This window comes from Streptomyces sp. NBC_00669 (assembly GCF_036226785.1).
Taxonomy (GTDB): domain Bacteria; phylum Actinomycetota; class Actinomycetes; order Streptomycetales; family Streptomycetaceae; genus Actinacidiphila.
This window is the reverse complement of the sequence record NZ_CP109018.1, coordinates 6965101-6980545: the sequence shown is the minus strand read 5'-3', so window position 1 is coordinate 6980545 and position 15445 is coordinate 6965101. Positions and strand designations below refer to the sequence as shown.

The 15445-nt window shown below is 69.9% G+C and carries 15 protein-coding genes; 3 read left to right on the top strand and 12 right to left on the bottom strand.

From position 1 onward, the window contains the following. Nucleotides 1-50: 50 nt before the first annotated feature. From OG896_RS29380 to OG896_RS29340, 9 genes are all read right to left on the bottom strand, one after another. The gene (locus OG896_RS29380; RefSeq protein WP_329370184.1) at nt 51-1130 is read right to left on the bottom strand and encodes an MCE family protein; all 1080 of its coding nucleotides are present in this window, start codon (nt 1128-1130) and stop codon (nt 51-53) included. Continuing rightward, on the bottom strand, nt 1127-2158 hold the full coding sequence (locus OG896_RS29375) for an MCE family protein (protein WP_329370182.1): 1032 nt from the start codon (nt 2156-2158) through the stop codon (nt 1127-1129). The genes OG896_RS29380 and OG896_RS29375 overlap by 4 nt, the downstream gene beginning before the upstream one ends. Then, complete coding sequence (locus OG896_RS29370) at nt 2155-3435, bottom strand: MCE family protein (protein ID WP_329370180.1); 1281 nt, start codon at nt 3433-3435, stop codon at nt 2155-2157. The genes OG896_RS29375 and OG896_RS29370 overlap by 4 nt, the downstream gene beginning before the upstream one ends. Next, a complete protein-coding gene (locus OG896_RS29365) occupies nt 3432-4322 on the bottom strand; it encodes an MlaE family ABC transporter permease (RefSeq protein WP_329370178.1) in 891 nt (296 codons plus the stop codon). The genes OG896_RS29370 and OG896_RS29365 overlap by 4 nt, the downstream gene beginning before the upstream one ends. 3 nt (nt 4323-4325) lie before the next feature. After that, complete coding sequence (locus OG896_RS29360; RefSeq protein ID WP_329370176.1) at nt 4326-5171, bottom strand: MlaE family ABC transporter permease; 846 nt, start codon at nt 5169-5171, stop codon at nt 4326-4328. 25 nt (nt 5172-5196) lie between these two features. Then, complete coding sequence (locus OG896_RS29355) at nt 5197-6174, bottom strand: ABC transporter ATP-binding protein (RefSeq protein WP_329370174.1); 978 nt, start codon at nt 6172-6174, stop codon at nt 5197-5199. 82 nt (nt 6175-6256) lie between these two features. Further along, nucleotides 6257-8011, bottom strand: a complete 1755-nt coding sequence (locus OG896_RS29350) for a DUF6801 domain-containing protein (protein WP_329370172.1) — start codon at nt 8009-8011, stop codon at nt 6257-6259. A 199-nt stretch (nt 8012-8210) separates the two neighbouring features. After that, on the bottom strand, nt 8211-8666 hold the full coding sequence (locus OG896_RS29345) for a hypothetical protein (protein ID WP_329370170.1): 456 nt from the start codon (nt 8664-8666) through the stop codon (nt 8211-8213). A gap of 411 nt (nt 8667-9077) precedes the next feature. Further along, the gene (locus OG896_RS29340; RefSeq protein ID WP_329370168.1) at nt 9078-9710 is read right to left on the bottom strand and encodes a hypothetical protein; all 633 of its coding nucleotides are present in this window, start codon (nt 9708-9710) and stop codon (nt 9078-9080) included. Between the two features lie 461 nt (nt 9711-10171). Here OG896_RS29340 and OG896_RS29335 point away from each other — a divergent pair, with 461 nt between their 5' ends. From OG896_RS29335 to OG896_RS29325, 3 genes are all read left to right on the top strand, one after another. Continuing rightward, nucleotides 10172-11464, top strand: coding sequence for a helix-turn-helix domain-containing protein (locus tag OG896_RS29335; RefSeq protein WP_329370166.1), 1293 nt, complete (start codon nt 10172-10174; stop codon nt 11462-11464). 273 nt (nt 11465-11737) lie between these two features. Then, complete coding sequence (locus OG896_RS29330) at nt 11738-12463, top strand: dienelactone hydrolase family protein (RefSeq protein ID WP_329370164.1); 726 nt, start codon at nt 11738-11740, stop codon at nt 12461-12463. Between the two features lie 228 nt (nt 12464-12691). Then, nucleotides 12692-13117 carry a hypothetical protein gene (locus tag OG896_RS29325; RefSeq protein WP_329370162.1) on the top strand — a complete coding sequence of 142 codons (426 nt, stop codon included), beginning with the start codon at nt 12692-12694 and terminating at the stop codon, nt 13115-13117. Between the two features lie 74 nt (nt 13118-13191). Here the strand turns inward: OG896_RS29325 and OG896_RS29320 are convergent, their stop codons facing one another. From OG896_RS29320 to OG896_RS29310, 3 genes are all read right to left on the bottom strand, one after another. Next, nucleotides 13192-13854 carry an HAD family hydrolase gene (locus OG896_RS29320; RefSeq protein ID WP_329370161.1) on the bottom strand — a complete coding sequence of 221 codons (663 nt, stop codon included), beginning with the start codon at nt 13852-13854 and terminating at the stop codon, nt 13192-13194. 175 nt (nt 13855-14029) lie between these two features. After that, complete coding sequence (locus OG896_RS29315; protein ID WP_329370158.1) at nt 14030-14257, bottom strand: DUF397 domain-containing protein; 228 nt, start codon at nt 14255-14257, stop codon at nt 14030-14032. Next, nucleotides 14247-15044 (bottom strand): helix-turn-helix domain-containing protein, encoded by a 798-nt coding sequence (locus OG896_RS29310; RefSeq protein WP_329370156.1) that lies wholly within the window; start codon nt 15042-15044, stop codon nt 14247-14249. Before OG896_RS29310 ends, OG896_RS29315 begins: the two co-directional genes overlap by 11 nt. Nucleotides 15045-15445: the final 401 nt, after the last annotated feature.

Sequence of the window (15445 nt, the reverse complement as noted above, 5' to 3'; positions counted from 1 at the left end):
GTCCGGCAGCGTCAGTCTGCTGGTACGGCGCAGCCGCCGCGGGAAGGCGCTCACGACGCTCCTCCGGTCGCCTTGGGCGGCATGCAGCCGGTGGTCGGCGGGGTGCCGCTGGGCAGGTAGTTCTTCGGCACCAGCCCGCACAGGTAGCTGTCGAACCAGCGGCCGTTGCCGAGGGTGTTGCCGACCACCTGGTAGTAGGGGCCGGCCAGTGCCAGCACCTTGTCGAGGCTGCTCTGGTTGGCGAGCAGCACGTTGGTGACGCGGTCGAGGGCGGCCAGGGTGGGCGCGAGCTGCTTGTCGTTGTCGGCGACCAGGCCGTTGAGCTGGGTGCCCAGGTTCTGGGTGCCGGTGAGCAGGGAGTGGATGGCGGTCCGCCGTTTCTCGACCTCCCCGAGCAGCAGGTTGCCGTCGGAGATCAGCTCCTGGAAGCGGCTGTTCTGGTCGGAGAGGGTCTTGGTGAGCTTCTTGCTGCCGCTGAGCAGCGAGGCGAGCTGCGCGTCACGGCTGGAGATGGTCTTGGACAGCGACGACAGCCCGGTGGCGGCGGTGCGCACCGAGGCCGGGGTGTCCTTGAACGTGTCGGAGATCGCCTGGAAGCTCGCCGCGAGCTGGTCGGTGTCGATCGCGCCGAAGGTCTGTCCGAGCCCGTTGAACGCCTGCGTCACGTCGTACGGCGAGGTGGTGCGGGACTTGGGGATGGTGTCGCCGGGGTCCTGCTCGCGGTCGCCGAGCGGGTCCAGCGCGAGGTACTTCTCGCCGAGCAGCGTCTTGATGCCGATGGCGGCGGTGCTGGCGTCGCCGATCCAGGTGTGCCGGACCCGGAAGGTGACCTTGACCTGGGCGCCGTCCAGCCCCACATGGGTGACCTTGCCGACCTTGACGCCCGCCACCCGCACCTCGTTGCCGCTCTTCAGGCCGGCCGCCTCGGTGAAGTGGGCGGAGTACGTGGTGCCGCCGCCGATCAGCGGCAGCGCGTCGGCGTTGTACGCGACGAGGCTGAGCAGGGCGAGCACCAGCAGGCCGACGACGCCGACCGCGATCTGGTTGCGCTCGCGCAGCGGCCGGAAGAGCGGGTGGCCGCGCCGGGCGGGGTGGCGGCGCAGGCGGAGCGTGGGCGGTCTCAGCCTCATGACCGGCACCTCGATTCGGTGATCGCTATACCGGTGGGCGGCGCGCTGCCGTCGGAGGTGGTGACGCCGTGCACGGTGGCCTGGCACAGGTAGAGGTTGAGCCACGAGCCGTAGGAGGCCAGCCGGCCGATGGTCTGGAACTTGCCCGGGGTGGTGGTGAGGAACTTCTGCAACTGCGGTGTGTTGTCACCGAGGTTGGTGGAGACCCGGTTGAGCTGGGCGATGGAGTTCTTCAGCGGCTGCCGGCCGTCCTGGAGCAACCCGGCGGTGCTGGTGGTGAGTTGGGAGATGGCGGTGATGGACTGGCCGATCGGCTCGCGGTCGGCGGAGAAGCCGGTGACGAGTTGCTGGAGCGAGGTGATCAGGTCGTTGAAGCCGGCCTCGCGGGTGTTGACGGTGGTCAGCACCGAGTTGAGGTTGTCGATCACCTGGCCGATCACCTGGTCCTTCGCGGCGAGCGTGGTGGTGAGCGAGCCGATGTTGCTGAGCAGGCTGTCCACGGTGCCGCCCTCGCCCTGGAGGACCTGCACGATCTCCCCGGAGAGCTGGTTGACGTCCTTCGGGGAGAGCCCCTCGAAGAGCGGCTGGAAGCCGTTGAAGAGTTCGGTGAGGTCCAGCGCGGGCGTGGTGTGGCCGAGCGGGATGGTGGCGCCCGGGTGCAGGGTGCCGCCGACCGGGCCGCTGCCCTGCTGGAGGTCGACGTAGCGCTGGCCGACCAGGTTGAGGTACTTGATGGTCGCGGTGGCCGAGGCGGGCAGGGTGCGGCCCTTCTGCACGGAGAAGTGCACCTTCGCGACCCGGTGCCTGACCACCTTGATCGACTCGACCTGCCCGACCTTGACGCCGGCGATCCGGATGCTGTCGCCCTTGTTGAGCCCGGTGGTGTCGGTGAACTCGGCGTTGTAGCCGGAGGTGTTGCCGACCCCGGCGCCCGCGATGCTCACCGCGAGCACGGTGGTGGCGAAGGCGGTGACCAGGATGAAGATCAGCGACTTGACGATCGGCCCGGTCAGGCTGCGGCGGTTCACTTCACCGTCACCTCCGCCCCGCGGTAGACCGGCCCGGTCAGCACGCTGCTCCAGTCCGGCAGCTTCCCGGGCGAGGTGTTCATGCCGGGCGCGAGCAACTCGTCGACCAGCTCGTTCTCCTGCGGGGAGTTGGCGATCGGGGTGGTGCCGCGGCCGGTGTACGGCACCGGGTAGCACTGCGGGCCGCCGCTCGCGTCGTACACCGGGGTGTCCTTGCCGGCCACGTACTTGCCGCGGGAGGCGACGGCGGTGACGTTGACGTGCAGGCCGGGTTCGTCGGTGCCCTTGCCGAGCGCCTTGTCCATCGCCGGCACGAAGTCGGCGAGGGTGCGCAGCGTGCAGGGGAAGGACGGGGCGTACTGGGCGAGCAGTTGCAGGGTGCCGCGGCTGTCGGCGGCGAGGTGGATCAGGTTCTCCTTGTTCTGCCGCAGGTAGGTGGTGAGGTCCTGCGCGGTGGCGGTCGTCGAGCCGTACAGCGTGCTGAGGTTGGCCTGCTGCTGGGCGATGGTGCCGCTGGTCTTGGTGAAGTCGGTGAGCGCCTGGACGATGTCGGGCGCGGCCGCGTTGTAGGTGTTGCTGACCGTCACCAGTTGCTTGATGTCGTCGGTGAGCGCGGGCAGTTGGGGGTTGAGCTTGGTGAGGTAGCGGTCGAGCTGGACCAGGGTGGTGCCGAGTTCCTGGCCGCGGCCGTCGAGCGCGGTGGCGACCGCGTTGAGGGTGGCGGCGAGTTTCTGCGGCTGGACGGCCGTCAGCAGCGGCATCACGTTGTCCAGCACCTGTTCGAGTTCGACGGCGTCGGCGGAGCGGTCCTGCGGGATGGTGCTGTGCGCGGCCAGCGCGGGGCCGCCCGAGGGGCTGCCGGCCGGCGGTACGAGCGCGACGAACCGCTCGCCGAACAGCGTGGTCGGCAGCATCTGCGCGGTGACGCCGGCCGGGATCTGGTGCAGCTTGCCGGGGTCGATGGCCAGCGTCAGCCGGGCGCCGGTGCCGTTGGCGTGGATGGCGGTGACCCGGCCGACCACGACGCCGCGCATCTTCACGTCGGCGCCGAGGTTCATCTCGTTGCCGGCGCTTCCGGTGTCCACGGTGACCTTGGCGGCGTTGCTGAACGACTTGTCGTAGACGGCGACCGCGAGCCAGGCCAGCAGCGCGGGCACCAGCAGGAAGATGATGCCGGCGGTGCGGCGGCGGGCGGCGCCGCTGCCGCGGACCGGGCGGGCCGGCGGGGCGGGCGGGGCCGGCGGCGGCCCCGGGGTACGGGTGTCGGTGGTGGTCATCCCGCCACCCGCACGGTGGTGGTGGCGCCCCACAGCGCCAGCGACAGGAAGAAGTCGGTGAGCGAGATGATCACGATCGCGTTGCGCACCGACCGTCCGACGGCGATCCCGACCCCGGCCGGGCCGCCCTTGGCGGTGAAGCCGTAGTAGCAGTGCGCGAGGATCACCACGACGCTGAAGATCAGCACCTTCAGTATGGACAGCAGTACGTCCTCCGGTGCGAGGAAGAGGTTGAAGTAGTGGTCGTAGGTGCCGGGCGACTGGCCGTTGAACCACACGGTCACCAGCCGGGAGGCCGCGTAGCTGCTGAGCAGGCCGATGCCGTAGAGCGGGATGATCGCGACCACGCCGGCGATGATCCGGGTCGTGACGAGGTAGGGCATCGAGCGCACGCCCATGCTCTCCAGCGCGTCGACCTCCTCGTTGATCCGCATCGCGCCGAGCTGCGCGGTGAACCCGGCGCCGACGGTCGCGGACAGCGCGAGGCCGGCGATCAGCGGGGCGATCTCGCGGGTGTTGAAGTAGGCGGAGATGAAGCCGGTGAACGCGGCGGTGCCCAGCTCGTTCATCGCCGCGTAGCCCTGGAGGCCGACGACGGTGCCGGTGGCCAGCGTCATGCCGATCATCACGCCGACGGTGCCGCCGATGACGCTCAGGCCGCCGCTGCCGAAGGCGACCTCCGACAGCAGCCGCAGCACCTCTTTGAGGTAGCGGCGCAGGGTGCGCGGGACCCACAGCACGGCCTTGACGTGGAAGAGCAGGTGGTCGCCGGTGTCGTCGAGCCAGCGCAGCCAGCGTCCCGGGCGCGCCCGGCGGGCGCGGGGCGGCGGCGGGGCGGCGGGCTCGGGCGGCTCGGGCCGCGGGGCGTCCTTGTCGAGCAGGGCCATCGCTCAGGCTCCCTTCTGCGGCACGAGCTGGAGGTAGATCGCGGTCAGCACCACGTTGACCACGAACAGCAGCAGGAAGGTGATGACCACGGACTGGTTGACCGCGTCGCCGACGCCCTTCGGGCCGCCCTTGGGGTGCAGCCCGCGGTAGGCGGCGACGATCCCGGCGATGAAGCCGAAGATCACCGCCTTGATCTCGGAGATGTACAGGTCGGGCAGTTGGGCGAGCGCCGAGAAGCTGGACAGGTACGCGCCCGGGGTGCCGTGCTGCACGATCACGTTGAAGAAGTAGCCGCCGGCGGTGCCGACCACCGACACCAGGCCGTTGAGCATCAGGGCGACGAGCATCGTGGCCAGCACCCGCGGCACGATCAGCCGCTGCACCGGGGAGACGCCCATCACCTCCATCGCGTCCAGCTCCTCGCGGATCTTCCGCGAGCCGAGGTCCGCGCAGATCGCGCTGCCGCCGGCGCCCGCGATCAGCAGCGCCACGATCAGCGGGCTGGCCTGCTGGATCACCGCCAGCACGCTCGCCCCGCCGGTGAACGACTGGGCCCCCAACTGCTGGGCCAGCGAACCGACCTGGAGCGCGATCACGGCGCCGAACGGGATCGACACCAGCGCCGCGGGCAGGATCGTCACGCTCGCCACGAACCAGAACTGCTCGATCAGTTCGCGGATCTGGAACGGCCGCCGGAAGGTGTCCCGGACGGTGGTCGCCGCAAGCGTCAGGAGCTGGCCGGTCTCGCGCAGCGCACCGGCGCCGGGGATGGAGCGGCGCGGGACGGCCGCGGCGCGCGCGGGCGGGGCTGCCTCCGGCGCGGACTCCGGTACGGGCGGCGCGGTCATCCGGCCACCTCCGCGGCGGGCCCGGTCATGCGTGCTCCTCCTGTACGGGGGCGAGTCCGGCCTTCATGGCCGTCCGCGCGGCGACCGGCAGGTCGTCCCACATCGCCAGCACCCGGGCCCGGCGGCGCTGCACGGCCAGGCGCGGCGGCAGTCCGGGGCTCGGTTCGAGCTGGGGGGCGATCCGGCGCGGCAGTTCGGCGGGCAGGTCGGTCGACTGCTCGCGGGCCAGGGTCGCTTCGTCCTTCTCCTCGGCCATCCCGATCGGCCCCTCCTTGCGGCCGCCCAGGAACTGCCGCACCACCGGCTCGTCGCTGGTCAGCAGCAACTCGCGCGGCCCGAAGGCGACCAGCCGGCGCCGGAAGAGCATGCCCATGTTGTCCGGCACGGTCGAGGCGATGTCGAGGTTGTGCGTGACGATCAGCATCGTGGCGTCGATCTGCGCGTTGAGGTCGATCAACTGCTGCGAGATGTACGAGGTGCGCACCGGGTCGAGCCCGGAGTCCGGTTCGTCGCACAGGATGATCTGCGGGTCCAGCACCAACGCCCGTGCCAGCCCGGCGCGTTTGCGCATCCCGCCGGATATCTCGCCGGGCAGCTTCCCCTCCGACCCGATCAGGCCGACCATGTCCATCCGCTCCATGACGATGCGGCGGATCTCCGACTCCTTCTTGCGGGTGTGCTCCCGCAGCGGGAAGGCGATGTTGTCGAAGAGGTTCATCGAGCCGAACAGCGCGCCGTCCTGGAACATCAGGCCGAACAGCTTGCGGGTCTCGTAGATGTCCCGTTCCTTGCCGCCGACCATGTCGACGCCGTTCACCATCACCCGTCCCCGCTCCGGTTTGAGCAGGCCGATCACGGACTTCAGGAACACGGTCTTGCCGGTACCGGAGGGACCGAGCATCACGCTGACCTCGCCGGGCGGCAGAGTGAGCGTCACGTCTTCCCAGACGGTCTGTTTGCCAAAGGACTTCGTCAGACCCTCGACGATCACTTCGATTCCCATTGCACCTCCCGGGGGCGGTTGTGGTGGACGGACGGGTGGGGGGCGGTGGTGCGGTGGACGGAGGTACGTCCGGCGGCGGCGGTCACTTGGTGGACCCGGCGCGGACGGGGAGCTGGGGCAGGGGGATGTCGGGCTGGTCGCAGTACTCCGCATCGGTGCTCGAACACAGCGGCGCCTGGACGAAGTTGAGGGTGTTGCCCGGCCCCGACAGGGACGCTGTGAACAGCGCGTCCAGGTTGTCGCCGTCGTGCGTGTCGCAGCCGGTAAAGGGCGGGATGACCAGGTTGCCGTCCACCAGTGGGCCACCCAACTGGATCGTGTAGTCCGGCCTGCCGTCGTCGCCGGGCAGCCCCTCGTCCTGGCGGCCGGTGAGCACGACGTTGAGCGGTGTGGCGGTGTGGCAACCGGACCCGATGTTCATGGACACGCCGTTGACCTTCACGTTGCTGAGGCGTAGGTCCTGGTAGCCGCCCACGATGGTGATCTGAGGGATGCCACCGCTCTGCGGGTCGCCGGAACTGACGACTGTCATGGGACCCTCGGCGACGAAGTTCACGTCCGCGGTGATGGGCACGAATCCGAAACCGAGGAAGGTCGAATGTGACGAGGGAAGGTCGATCCCGAGAAGGGAATCCACCTCGTAGTAGTCCTCACTCGTATTGAGAGCGAGCCGACGGTTCGAGTTGAGGGTGGCCAACGCGGGCGTGCCACGAGGGTCGTTGACGATCATTGCGCCGCTGAGCTTGTTGACATTGGAGAAGCCGGTGAAGTAACCGCACAGGAGGACATCCGGATAGACCACTCCGGCGGGGGGCAGGACGATCGCGCCAGGTGGTGGAGTAGGCAGTCGGCTAGGGTCCAACTCGCCCTTCGGCGCCGCGTCGCAAGTGGTCCGTCCGGAGTGCGGAGGGGACGCGTCCAGCGGGACGATGGTGCTGCGGGTTCCGGTCGGCGAACCGCCCGCGGGCGTGGAGGACGTGGGGGAGCCGGACGGCGTACCGGGCTTCCCCGTGGCGCCGGTCGAGGTGCCTGAGGACGGCGTCGAAGAGGTGCCACCGGGCACCGTCACCGTCCCGAGGGTGATGTCCTGACCTGCCTTGGCCGCGCACAGCCCGGTGATGTCGGTGAGCGGCCCTGCGGCGCTGCCACTGGCGACGGTGCCGGAACCGGAACCGGAACCGGAACCGGCGGGAGCGTTGCCGGAGATGTCCGACGGGCTGACCGCTCCACTGTCGTCCGAACTGCTTCCGCCCGTACCGGAATCGGCGGGGGTCGACGGGTCCGCGGTGGGTGTGCCCGGGTCCGAGGGCGTACCGGCAGCGGACTGCGGATGCAGCGTCAGGTCCAGGTCGCCGGCAGCGAAGACCAGATCACCCCCGGCCGTCACCGAGACACCCGGCACCTTGCCGGTGAAGACCAGGTCGAGATCGCCGCTGCCGGCCACGGTGGTGGACTTCGCGGTCAGGTCCGGCCAGATCACCACGGTCCGCGAGGTGCCCTGGGTGATGTTCGTCTTCATGTCGGTGCTGCCGCTGAGGGTGTCGGCCTCGGCCGGGACCAGCGCGGTGACGGCGGCCCGCGGGATGCCGACGGTCAGCGTCAGGTCGCCCGGCTGGATCGGCTTGCCGACGGTCCCGTCCGCCGGGTACGCCTGCTTGATGCCGACGCTGATGTCCTGCGGGTCCTGGCCGGCACCGAACTGGCAGGTGTACGCCAGCGAGACCCCGTCGGGCTCGCCGCTCGCCGCCGAGTCCGTGCCCGGCAGCAGCCCCGCCAGGAGCGCGGCGGCCGCGACGCCCGCGAGCTGCACCACTCGACGCGGACGCGGTCGGCTCACTCGCACGGCACCCCTCATTTCCGAACTCCTCTTCCAGCCCTGGCGGCAGGACATTACGTGTGGGTAATAAGGGTGGACAAGTGATCGAACGGCCGAAGATCCGGCGAATTTCCGGAGCCCGGAATTCTTGTCATCGGGTGACAAACGGCAACCGGAATTTTGTCCTCCAGTGAGTACTGGAGACCCCGCGCGGCAACGGTCAGCCGGTCACGCCGTCCGGCCGGATCGTCTGCGCCGGGGTGACGGGCATGGTGGTCCCGAAGTCCACCGGGTCACCGTCGTTGAGCAGGCCGATAATCGCGCCGTGGACGTTGTACGCCTCCATGTTCCCTCCGGTGAGGGTGAGTTGATGAGTGGCGTTGTCGTAGCTGAACGTGACGGAGCCCGTGCCGGAGCCGGGACCGCCAGGACCGTCGAAGTCGGCGGTCGCCGCAGACCCCACCGCGTGCAACGAAAGCCCCGTCAAGGTGCCCGTTGTGGTGTCCGTCGCCGGGGCGTAGCTCGTCGCATCCAAGTGCCAGGGCATGTCGCCCGCTGTGAAGTTCAGGTTCCAATCCAGCGGACCCCCGCAGTAGAACCCTTCGACGGAGCTCCACTCCCCAACGCCCTGCCCCGTCGGCACCGAACCTGCCATCAGCGTCCCCAAAGCGGTCACGGGCTGAGGTTCGTACGGGGTCCCGCACACCCACTGCACTCCGTACACCTCGTCGGTCACCGTCATCCCGCCCGAGACCGTGAACGCTCCCCCCGGTGTGACCGTCCACCCCCCGTCCGCGGCGGGCCGTGGTTCCGCCGACGCCGGAGCGCCCACCATGAGCGCGCCGCCTACAGCAGCCGCGCACAGCACGGCGCTCGCCCTGATCCCTCGCCGGGTGAATGTCATCCCGCCCTCCCCCTCGAAGCCGTTCTCATGACGCGCGTCCCCTCCCTGGCACAGGGACCCCGGCCTCAGACCACGGGCCGGGGTCCCTGCTGGTGCGGCGGTACAGCAATGCCCTGGTGCGGCAATGCCCTGGTGCAGCGGTGCGGTGGTGCAGCGAACCCGCCCGCTACGAGACCCGCCGGGTCACGGCGAGGTGATCTGCAGGGTGCTCGGCGAGACGATGTAGTCACCGGTGTAGGAGGTCGCGTCACCGGTGTTGATCAGGCCGAGGCAGGTGCCCGACACGTTGTAGGCGTGCAGGTTGCCGGTGCCCAGCACCTTCAGGTCGTGCGTGGAGTTGGTGTAGCTCACGTCCAGCGTGGCCGGCGTGGTGGCGCTCGCGCCCGCGAAGGTGGCGGTGCAGCCGAGGCCGCTGATGTGCGCCTCGACACCGGTCAGGGTGCCGGTGGTGACGCCGCCGCTGTAGCTGACGGCGTTCAGCGCCCACGGGGTGTTGTCGGCCGTGACGGTGAACGTGATGCCCAGCGGCCCGGAGCAGGTGGTCCAGGTCACGCCGGCGATCGACGCGATGCCGGTGCCGCTGGCACCGGTGGTGTTCGGCGCGCTGCCGGTCGCGGAGGACGTCTTGCAGGTGAGCGTGGTGCCGGTGACGGTGTCCTTCAGCACGGTGTTGGTGGAGGTGGCGGTGAACGCACCGCCGCCGGTGACCGACCACGTGCCGGCCGCGGAGGCCGGGCTGATGGCGAGGACGAGGGACGCGGCGAGCGCCGCGCCGGTGACGACGCCACCCTTGACGAGAGGGGAGACCTTACGCATGGGCTGTTCCTTCCTGGGAGTTGGTGTGCCTGATAAAACCGATGTCTGCGCTGCTCGGGCGCAATTCGGTTGCGACTCACTACCTGGAACGTGGGTACCGATTCCAGTCGGTTGCCCTTGCGGTGGAGGACGTTACGCACGGGTAACCGAACGGCGCAAGAATCCGGCCGAAGAATCTCCACCGGCCACTACCGACCGGTATTTTTCTGTCACCGGGGCAACATCGCCACCGGGCGGTTTGTAAAAGAGTGAGCACTTGCAGGTCCGCGGCCCACTTCGCGATCAGTGCGCCCCCGCGGCCGCGAACACTGTGCTACGGCTGCCCGCCCGCGGGCGAACACGGACCCGCGCAACCAGGGATGACAACGTTTCCGTGTCCATGGGGCTGCGCTCCGTAGACGTTTGGTCTATGTTGCACCGAGGTCACCGAGGCGCGATGGGGCGCACGGGAGGGGGCGGACATGACCGTAATGCGGCAGACCCCGGAGCAAACGGAGGCACCGGGTCCGATTCCACGGGAGTTCGCCGCGATCATGCGCCCTGAACTGCCGAGTCTATTAAAAGAGATGGCGGCTGAAATCGTCGCCGCGATCCCCGAATACGGGCATCTCCTGGAGGGCCCCAACAGCCGGGTGATCAAAATCGGGATCGAGCAGAGCATCGCCACGTTCGTGGACCGGGTGGCCGCCCCCACCGCCACCACCTCGCTGCGTGACGACCTCTGCCGCCGGTTCGGCCGCTTCGAGGCGTACGAGGGCCGCAGCCTGGACAACCTCCAGGCCGCGTACCGGATCGGCTGCCAGGTGGCGCTGCGCCGGGTGCGTACGGTCGGGCGCCGCTACAACCTGTCCGCGTCCTTCATGCTGACCTTCGCCGACGCGCTCTTCGCCTACATGGGCGACCTGGCCGAGCTGTCCCGCGAGGGATACGTGCAGGCGCTCGCCGAGTTGGGCGAGGAGCCGGACAACCGGCGCCGCCGGCTGCTGCGCCGCATCCTCGGCGGCACCGCGGTGGCGCGCAGCGCGCTGGCCGAACTCGCCGAGCACGCCGCGTGGCCGCTGCCGGAGGAGGTCACGATGGTGGCGGTCGCCTTCGGCACCCGGCCGGCCCGCACCGCGCTCGATCGGGACGTCCTCCAGGACTTCGCCGATCCCGAACCGCACCTGCTGATACCGGGGCCGTTCACCGAGGAGCGGCGCGCCTCGCTGACCGCGGCGCTCGGCGGCTGCCGGGCCGCGGTCGGGCTGACCACGGCGCTCGGCGAGGCGGCGGATTCGCTGCGCTGGGCGCGGCACACGCTGGCGCTGGCCAGTTCGGGGGTGGTCGGGGGTTCCGGGGCGGCCGGGCGTGCGGGGGTGAGCGGGGGCGCCGGTTCCGGAACGGTCGACGGTGCCTCCGACGACGACTCGCTCATCCTCAGCGAGGACCATCTGCTGCCGCTGTGGCTGCTGGGAGACCCGGCGCTCGCCGACCAGATGGCCCGGAAGTACCTCGGCCCGCTGGTCGGGTTGACGCCGGCGCAGCGCACCCGCCTGATCGACACCTTACGGATCTGGCTGACCACCCGCGGCACCGCGGGCCAGGTCGCCGACCAGTTGGGGGTCCACCCGCAGACGGTCCGCTACCGGATGCGCATCCTCGACCGCGCCTTCGGCGACCAACTGGCCCACCCGGACGACCGTTTCGCCACGGAGATCGCGCTGCGGGCCTTACACCTGCGCCAGTACGGGGAAGACGGCTCCCCCACCGCGTAATACGGCCCCTGCCACGGAACCGGCCACGGTCCCGGCCTCACCGCGACGCGCGCTCGCCCTGGGTTCCCGGCGCCCGCGTCGCCCCACCGCACGCCCGCCGAAACCCGTTTGCCGCCCGCACCGGCCCCTGCTACTTTTCCGGAAGCCGTGCGAGAGAACAAGGAGGTGGTACCCGTGAACACAGTATCTCCATGGGTGCTCCCCTCCAGGGTCACGGCCGGGCGATAGGTCGTCCGGGAGCGCCGATCACGCGCACTCCCGAAAGGCACGACCATGCAGTTCGTTTCCGAGCAACGCCTCGACGACGGCGTCCTCGCCCGCGAGTTCACCCTCAGCGACATCCCCGGCACCCTGTGGACGCCGGAATCCGCCGTACCGACCCCGCTGATCCTGATGGCCCACAACAACGGCCTGCCCAGGACGGAAGCCCGACTGGTGGCCCGGGCCCGGCACCACGCGGCGGCCGGCTACGCGGTCGCCTCCATCGACGCCCCCGGAAGCGGTGACCGGCCCCGTTCGGCCACCGACGACCAGGCCCGCGGCGAGCTCCGCCGGGCGATGCGGGCCGGCGAACCGGTCGACGAGATCTTCGAGTCCTTCGTCGGCCCGCTGGTCGAGAAGGCGGTCCCGGAATGGCGGACCACCCTGGACGCCCTCCTCACGCTGCCCGAGATCCACGGCGGCCCGGTCGGGTACTCGGGGTGGACCGCCGTCGGGATCGGGCTGGCGGTGGCCGAGCCGCGCATCAAAGCCGCCGGTCTCTTCGCCGGCGGTTACGTGCCCCGCGCCCAGCGCGAGGAGGCCCGCCAGTTCACCGTTCCGCTGCTGTTCCTGCTCCAGTGGGACGACAGGGGCAACCCCCGGCAGCGGGCCCTGGACCTCTTCGACGCCTTCGGCACGCAGGAGAAGACGCTGCACGCCAACCTCGGCGGGCACACCGGCACCCCGGCGTTCGAGCTGGTGGACGGGACGCGGTTCTTCGACCGCCACCTGAAGTAGGACCGAGCCGCCAGGCCGGAAGTAAGACCGAACCGCCAGGCCGGCCCCGGACGGTAGGGGGAGGCCGTGGGCGGTGCGGCTCAGGCCGCCGCGCATCGAGGACCGGCCCTGCCCCTCCTCGATGCGCGGCGAACCTCGACGTTCTCCACGGCCGGCCGCACGCCGAGGACGCCCTCGGCACCGAGGGCAGATGGGGGCGCCCGACGTTCGGCTGCCACAATGGCCCCCATGGACGCAGCAGAAACGAGGAGCAACCTCGGACCAGCCCGCCGTTCCCACGACGCTTCGGCGCGTCCGCCCCTGCCGCTCTGGGTGCCGCCGGTGTGCGCCGTCATGTTCGGCGCCGCCGTGGCCCTCCAGACTCCCCGTGACGGCATGCCGGGCCTGACGGCTCCCCTCGTCGGCCTCGTCCTCGCCCTCGGCGCCTACGCGCTGGTCACGGGCGTCCGCGCCCGCCAGGGCACGCCGAAGCGGCGCGTTTCCCCGGCGGCCCTGGCCGCGACCGCGACCGGCGTCGCCGCCTTCTCGACGTCCTCCCTCAACAGCACCAGCACGTCCGACCTGCGCTGGCTCTATCTCGCCGCGGGTGTCGTCGTCGCCGGGATCGTCTGGTACCGCCTTCAGAGGAACGCGCCTGGCAGCGCCCGCAGTTGACGGTGCCCCCGCGCGGGGAACCCGTCGGCTCGAAACGAGTGGTCAGAGCGGTCCTGGGAGGGCGCGGGAGCCCGTCACCGATCCGTGAGGAGCCCGGGCAGCTTGCGCATGTCGTCGAAGACGACGGTGCCGGGGCCTTCGAGCCGGTGCGCGGGAATCATTCCCCCCGCGTAGGCGAACGCGCGCATGCCCGCGGCTCGGGCCGCCTGAAGTCCGTACGGGCTGTCCTCGACGACGGCGCACGCCTGCGGTGAGACGCCCATCCGCTGCGCGGCGTGGAGGAACAGGTCAGGCGCCGGTTTGCCGTGCTCGACCTCGTCGGCGCTGAAGATGCGGCCCTCGAAGCGTTGACGGAGACCGGTCAGTCCCAGGGTGAAGCGCATCTTGTCGTGGCTTCCGCTGGACGCGATGCAGGTGGAGAGATCGGCAATCGCGTCAAGGGCGTCAAGGGCATCGACGACTCCGGGGACGGGGACGAGGTCGGCGGCCAGCGCCTCGCGGTAGAGCGGCTCGATCTCGTCCTGCCAGCCGGCCGGCAGGCTCTCCCCGAGGTGGGCCTCCACCTCCCTCGCCATGGACTGGTTCGAGCGGCCCATGAACCGCTCGACGATCTCGGCCTCGGTGAGGTGCCACCCCCACTTCGCCAGGACGAGGGCATCCACGCGCACGGCGATGCGCTCGCTGTCGACCAGTACCCCGTCGCAGTCGAAAATGACGAGTTCCATCGCATGGCTCATAACTGCAGCGTAGACGGGTCTTCTGGACCCGGGTACGCGACGACGAACCCGTGCTCTGCCACGGGGCAGGACACCCCGACGCCCCGGCGCGCGAGCCTTGACCCGGACCGCAGATCCGGCAGGCACCCAACGGCCCTGCGCTCCGGACCGGTCCGGACCACAGGGCCGCCACGGGCTACCGCGAGGGAAGCTCCCCCGTCCGGACGCTGCGCACGAACGCGCTCCAGACGTCCGCGGGAAAGACGAGCGCGGGGCCGTCAGGGTCCTTCGAGTCCCGAACCGGAACCACTCCGGGCATGCCGTCGACGACTTCAAGGCAGCTGCCCTGATCAGAGCCGCTGTAGCTGCTCTTGCGCCAACCGGTGAGCGTCGAGGCCGTTGCGATTATGTGGTCAGTGGTCATGTCCGAAATCCTTCGCTGTGGCTCGCAGGAGGGTGAGCGACTCCTTCAGCGGGAGCGCGTCCGTCAGGGCAAGATCGTATGTGTTCTGGAACCGCTCAACCATCGCCGGTGAGTCGTGCACCTTGCCCGTGTACAGGCCCTCGACGTAGGCGACCGGCGGTTGGTCCTCGAACCACATCAACGAGACCATGCTGGCGAGCAGCGAGTGCGTCCCGACGCCGAAGGGCAGCACGTGCACGCGGATGCGTCCGCTCTCGACCAGGTCGGCAAGGTGGAGCAGTTGCTCGGCCATGACCCGGGGACCGCCGATCGGTCGCCGCAATACGGCTTCATCAAGTACCGCCCACACGACGGGCGTCACGGGATCTTCGAGGACCAGGGCTCGTTCAAGCCGGGTGACCACGGCTCTGTCACGCGTTTCGGTGCTCAAGGGCGGGTATCCAGCGCTCAGCACCGCTCGTGCGTAGTCCTTGGTCTGCAAGAGGCCAGGGACGTATGACAGCGCGAACTCCCGGATGACGGTCGCCTGTTGTTCGAGCTGTAGGGCCGTTTCGAAGTGGTCGGCAACCTGCGCCCCCTTACCCGTCGGCAGGAAGCTGGTCAGGACGTCACCCGTGTTCAGCGCGGCGTCCAGGCGTCTCGCGTCGTCCTCCGACGGCCATCGCCGACCGGCTTCGATGTGGGCGATATGGGAACGGGTCATCATCGCCGCGTCGGCTAATTCCTGCTGGGTCATACCCGCTTTGATGCGCTGCTCTCTCAGCCACTCTCCATAGGCCATGGCCATGGCTCAACTCCATCTTGTGACGGTCGATTTGTCACCGGTTACCCCCTGTTGATCGTAAGGCGCGCACCCCACGCTTGACTACGGAAGTCGAGGTTTCGGTCACGCAGCGATGAACAATCCGCGCCGGCGTACGGACGAACCGACTCTGACGGGACCCCCGCGACCGGGCCAACGGTCCGGGGGCATGGACAACCTGAAGAAAGCAGGCTGACATGTGCGAGTTTATGGGCTCGTGGTGGTCCGGGGCGAGGGTAAATCCGACCCGCCGACGTTCCACAGGGGCTACGGGGCGGGCGGCGCGGTGAGCGTTCGGCGGCTTCCGTGGGCAGGGCCCGGCGGACAGGCGTGTTACCTGACCTCGGACGGAAGCGACGCGTCCTCGGCGATGTGGCGGCTGGCCG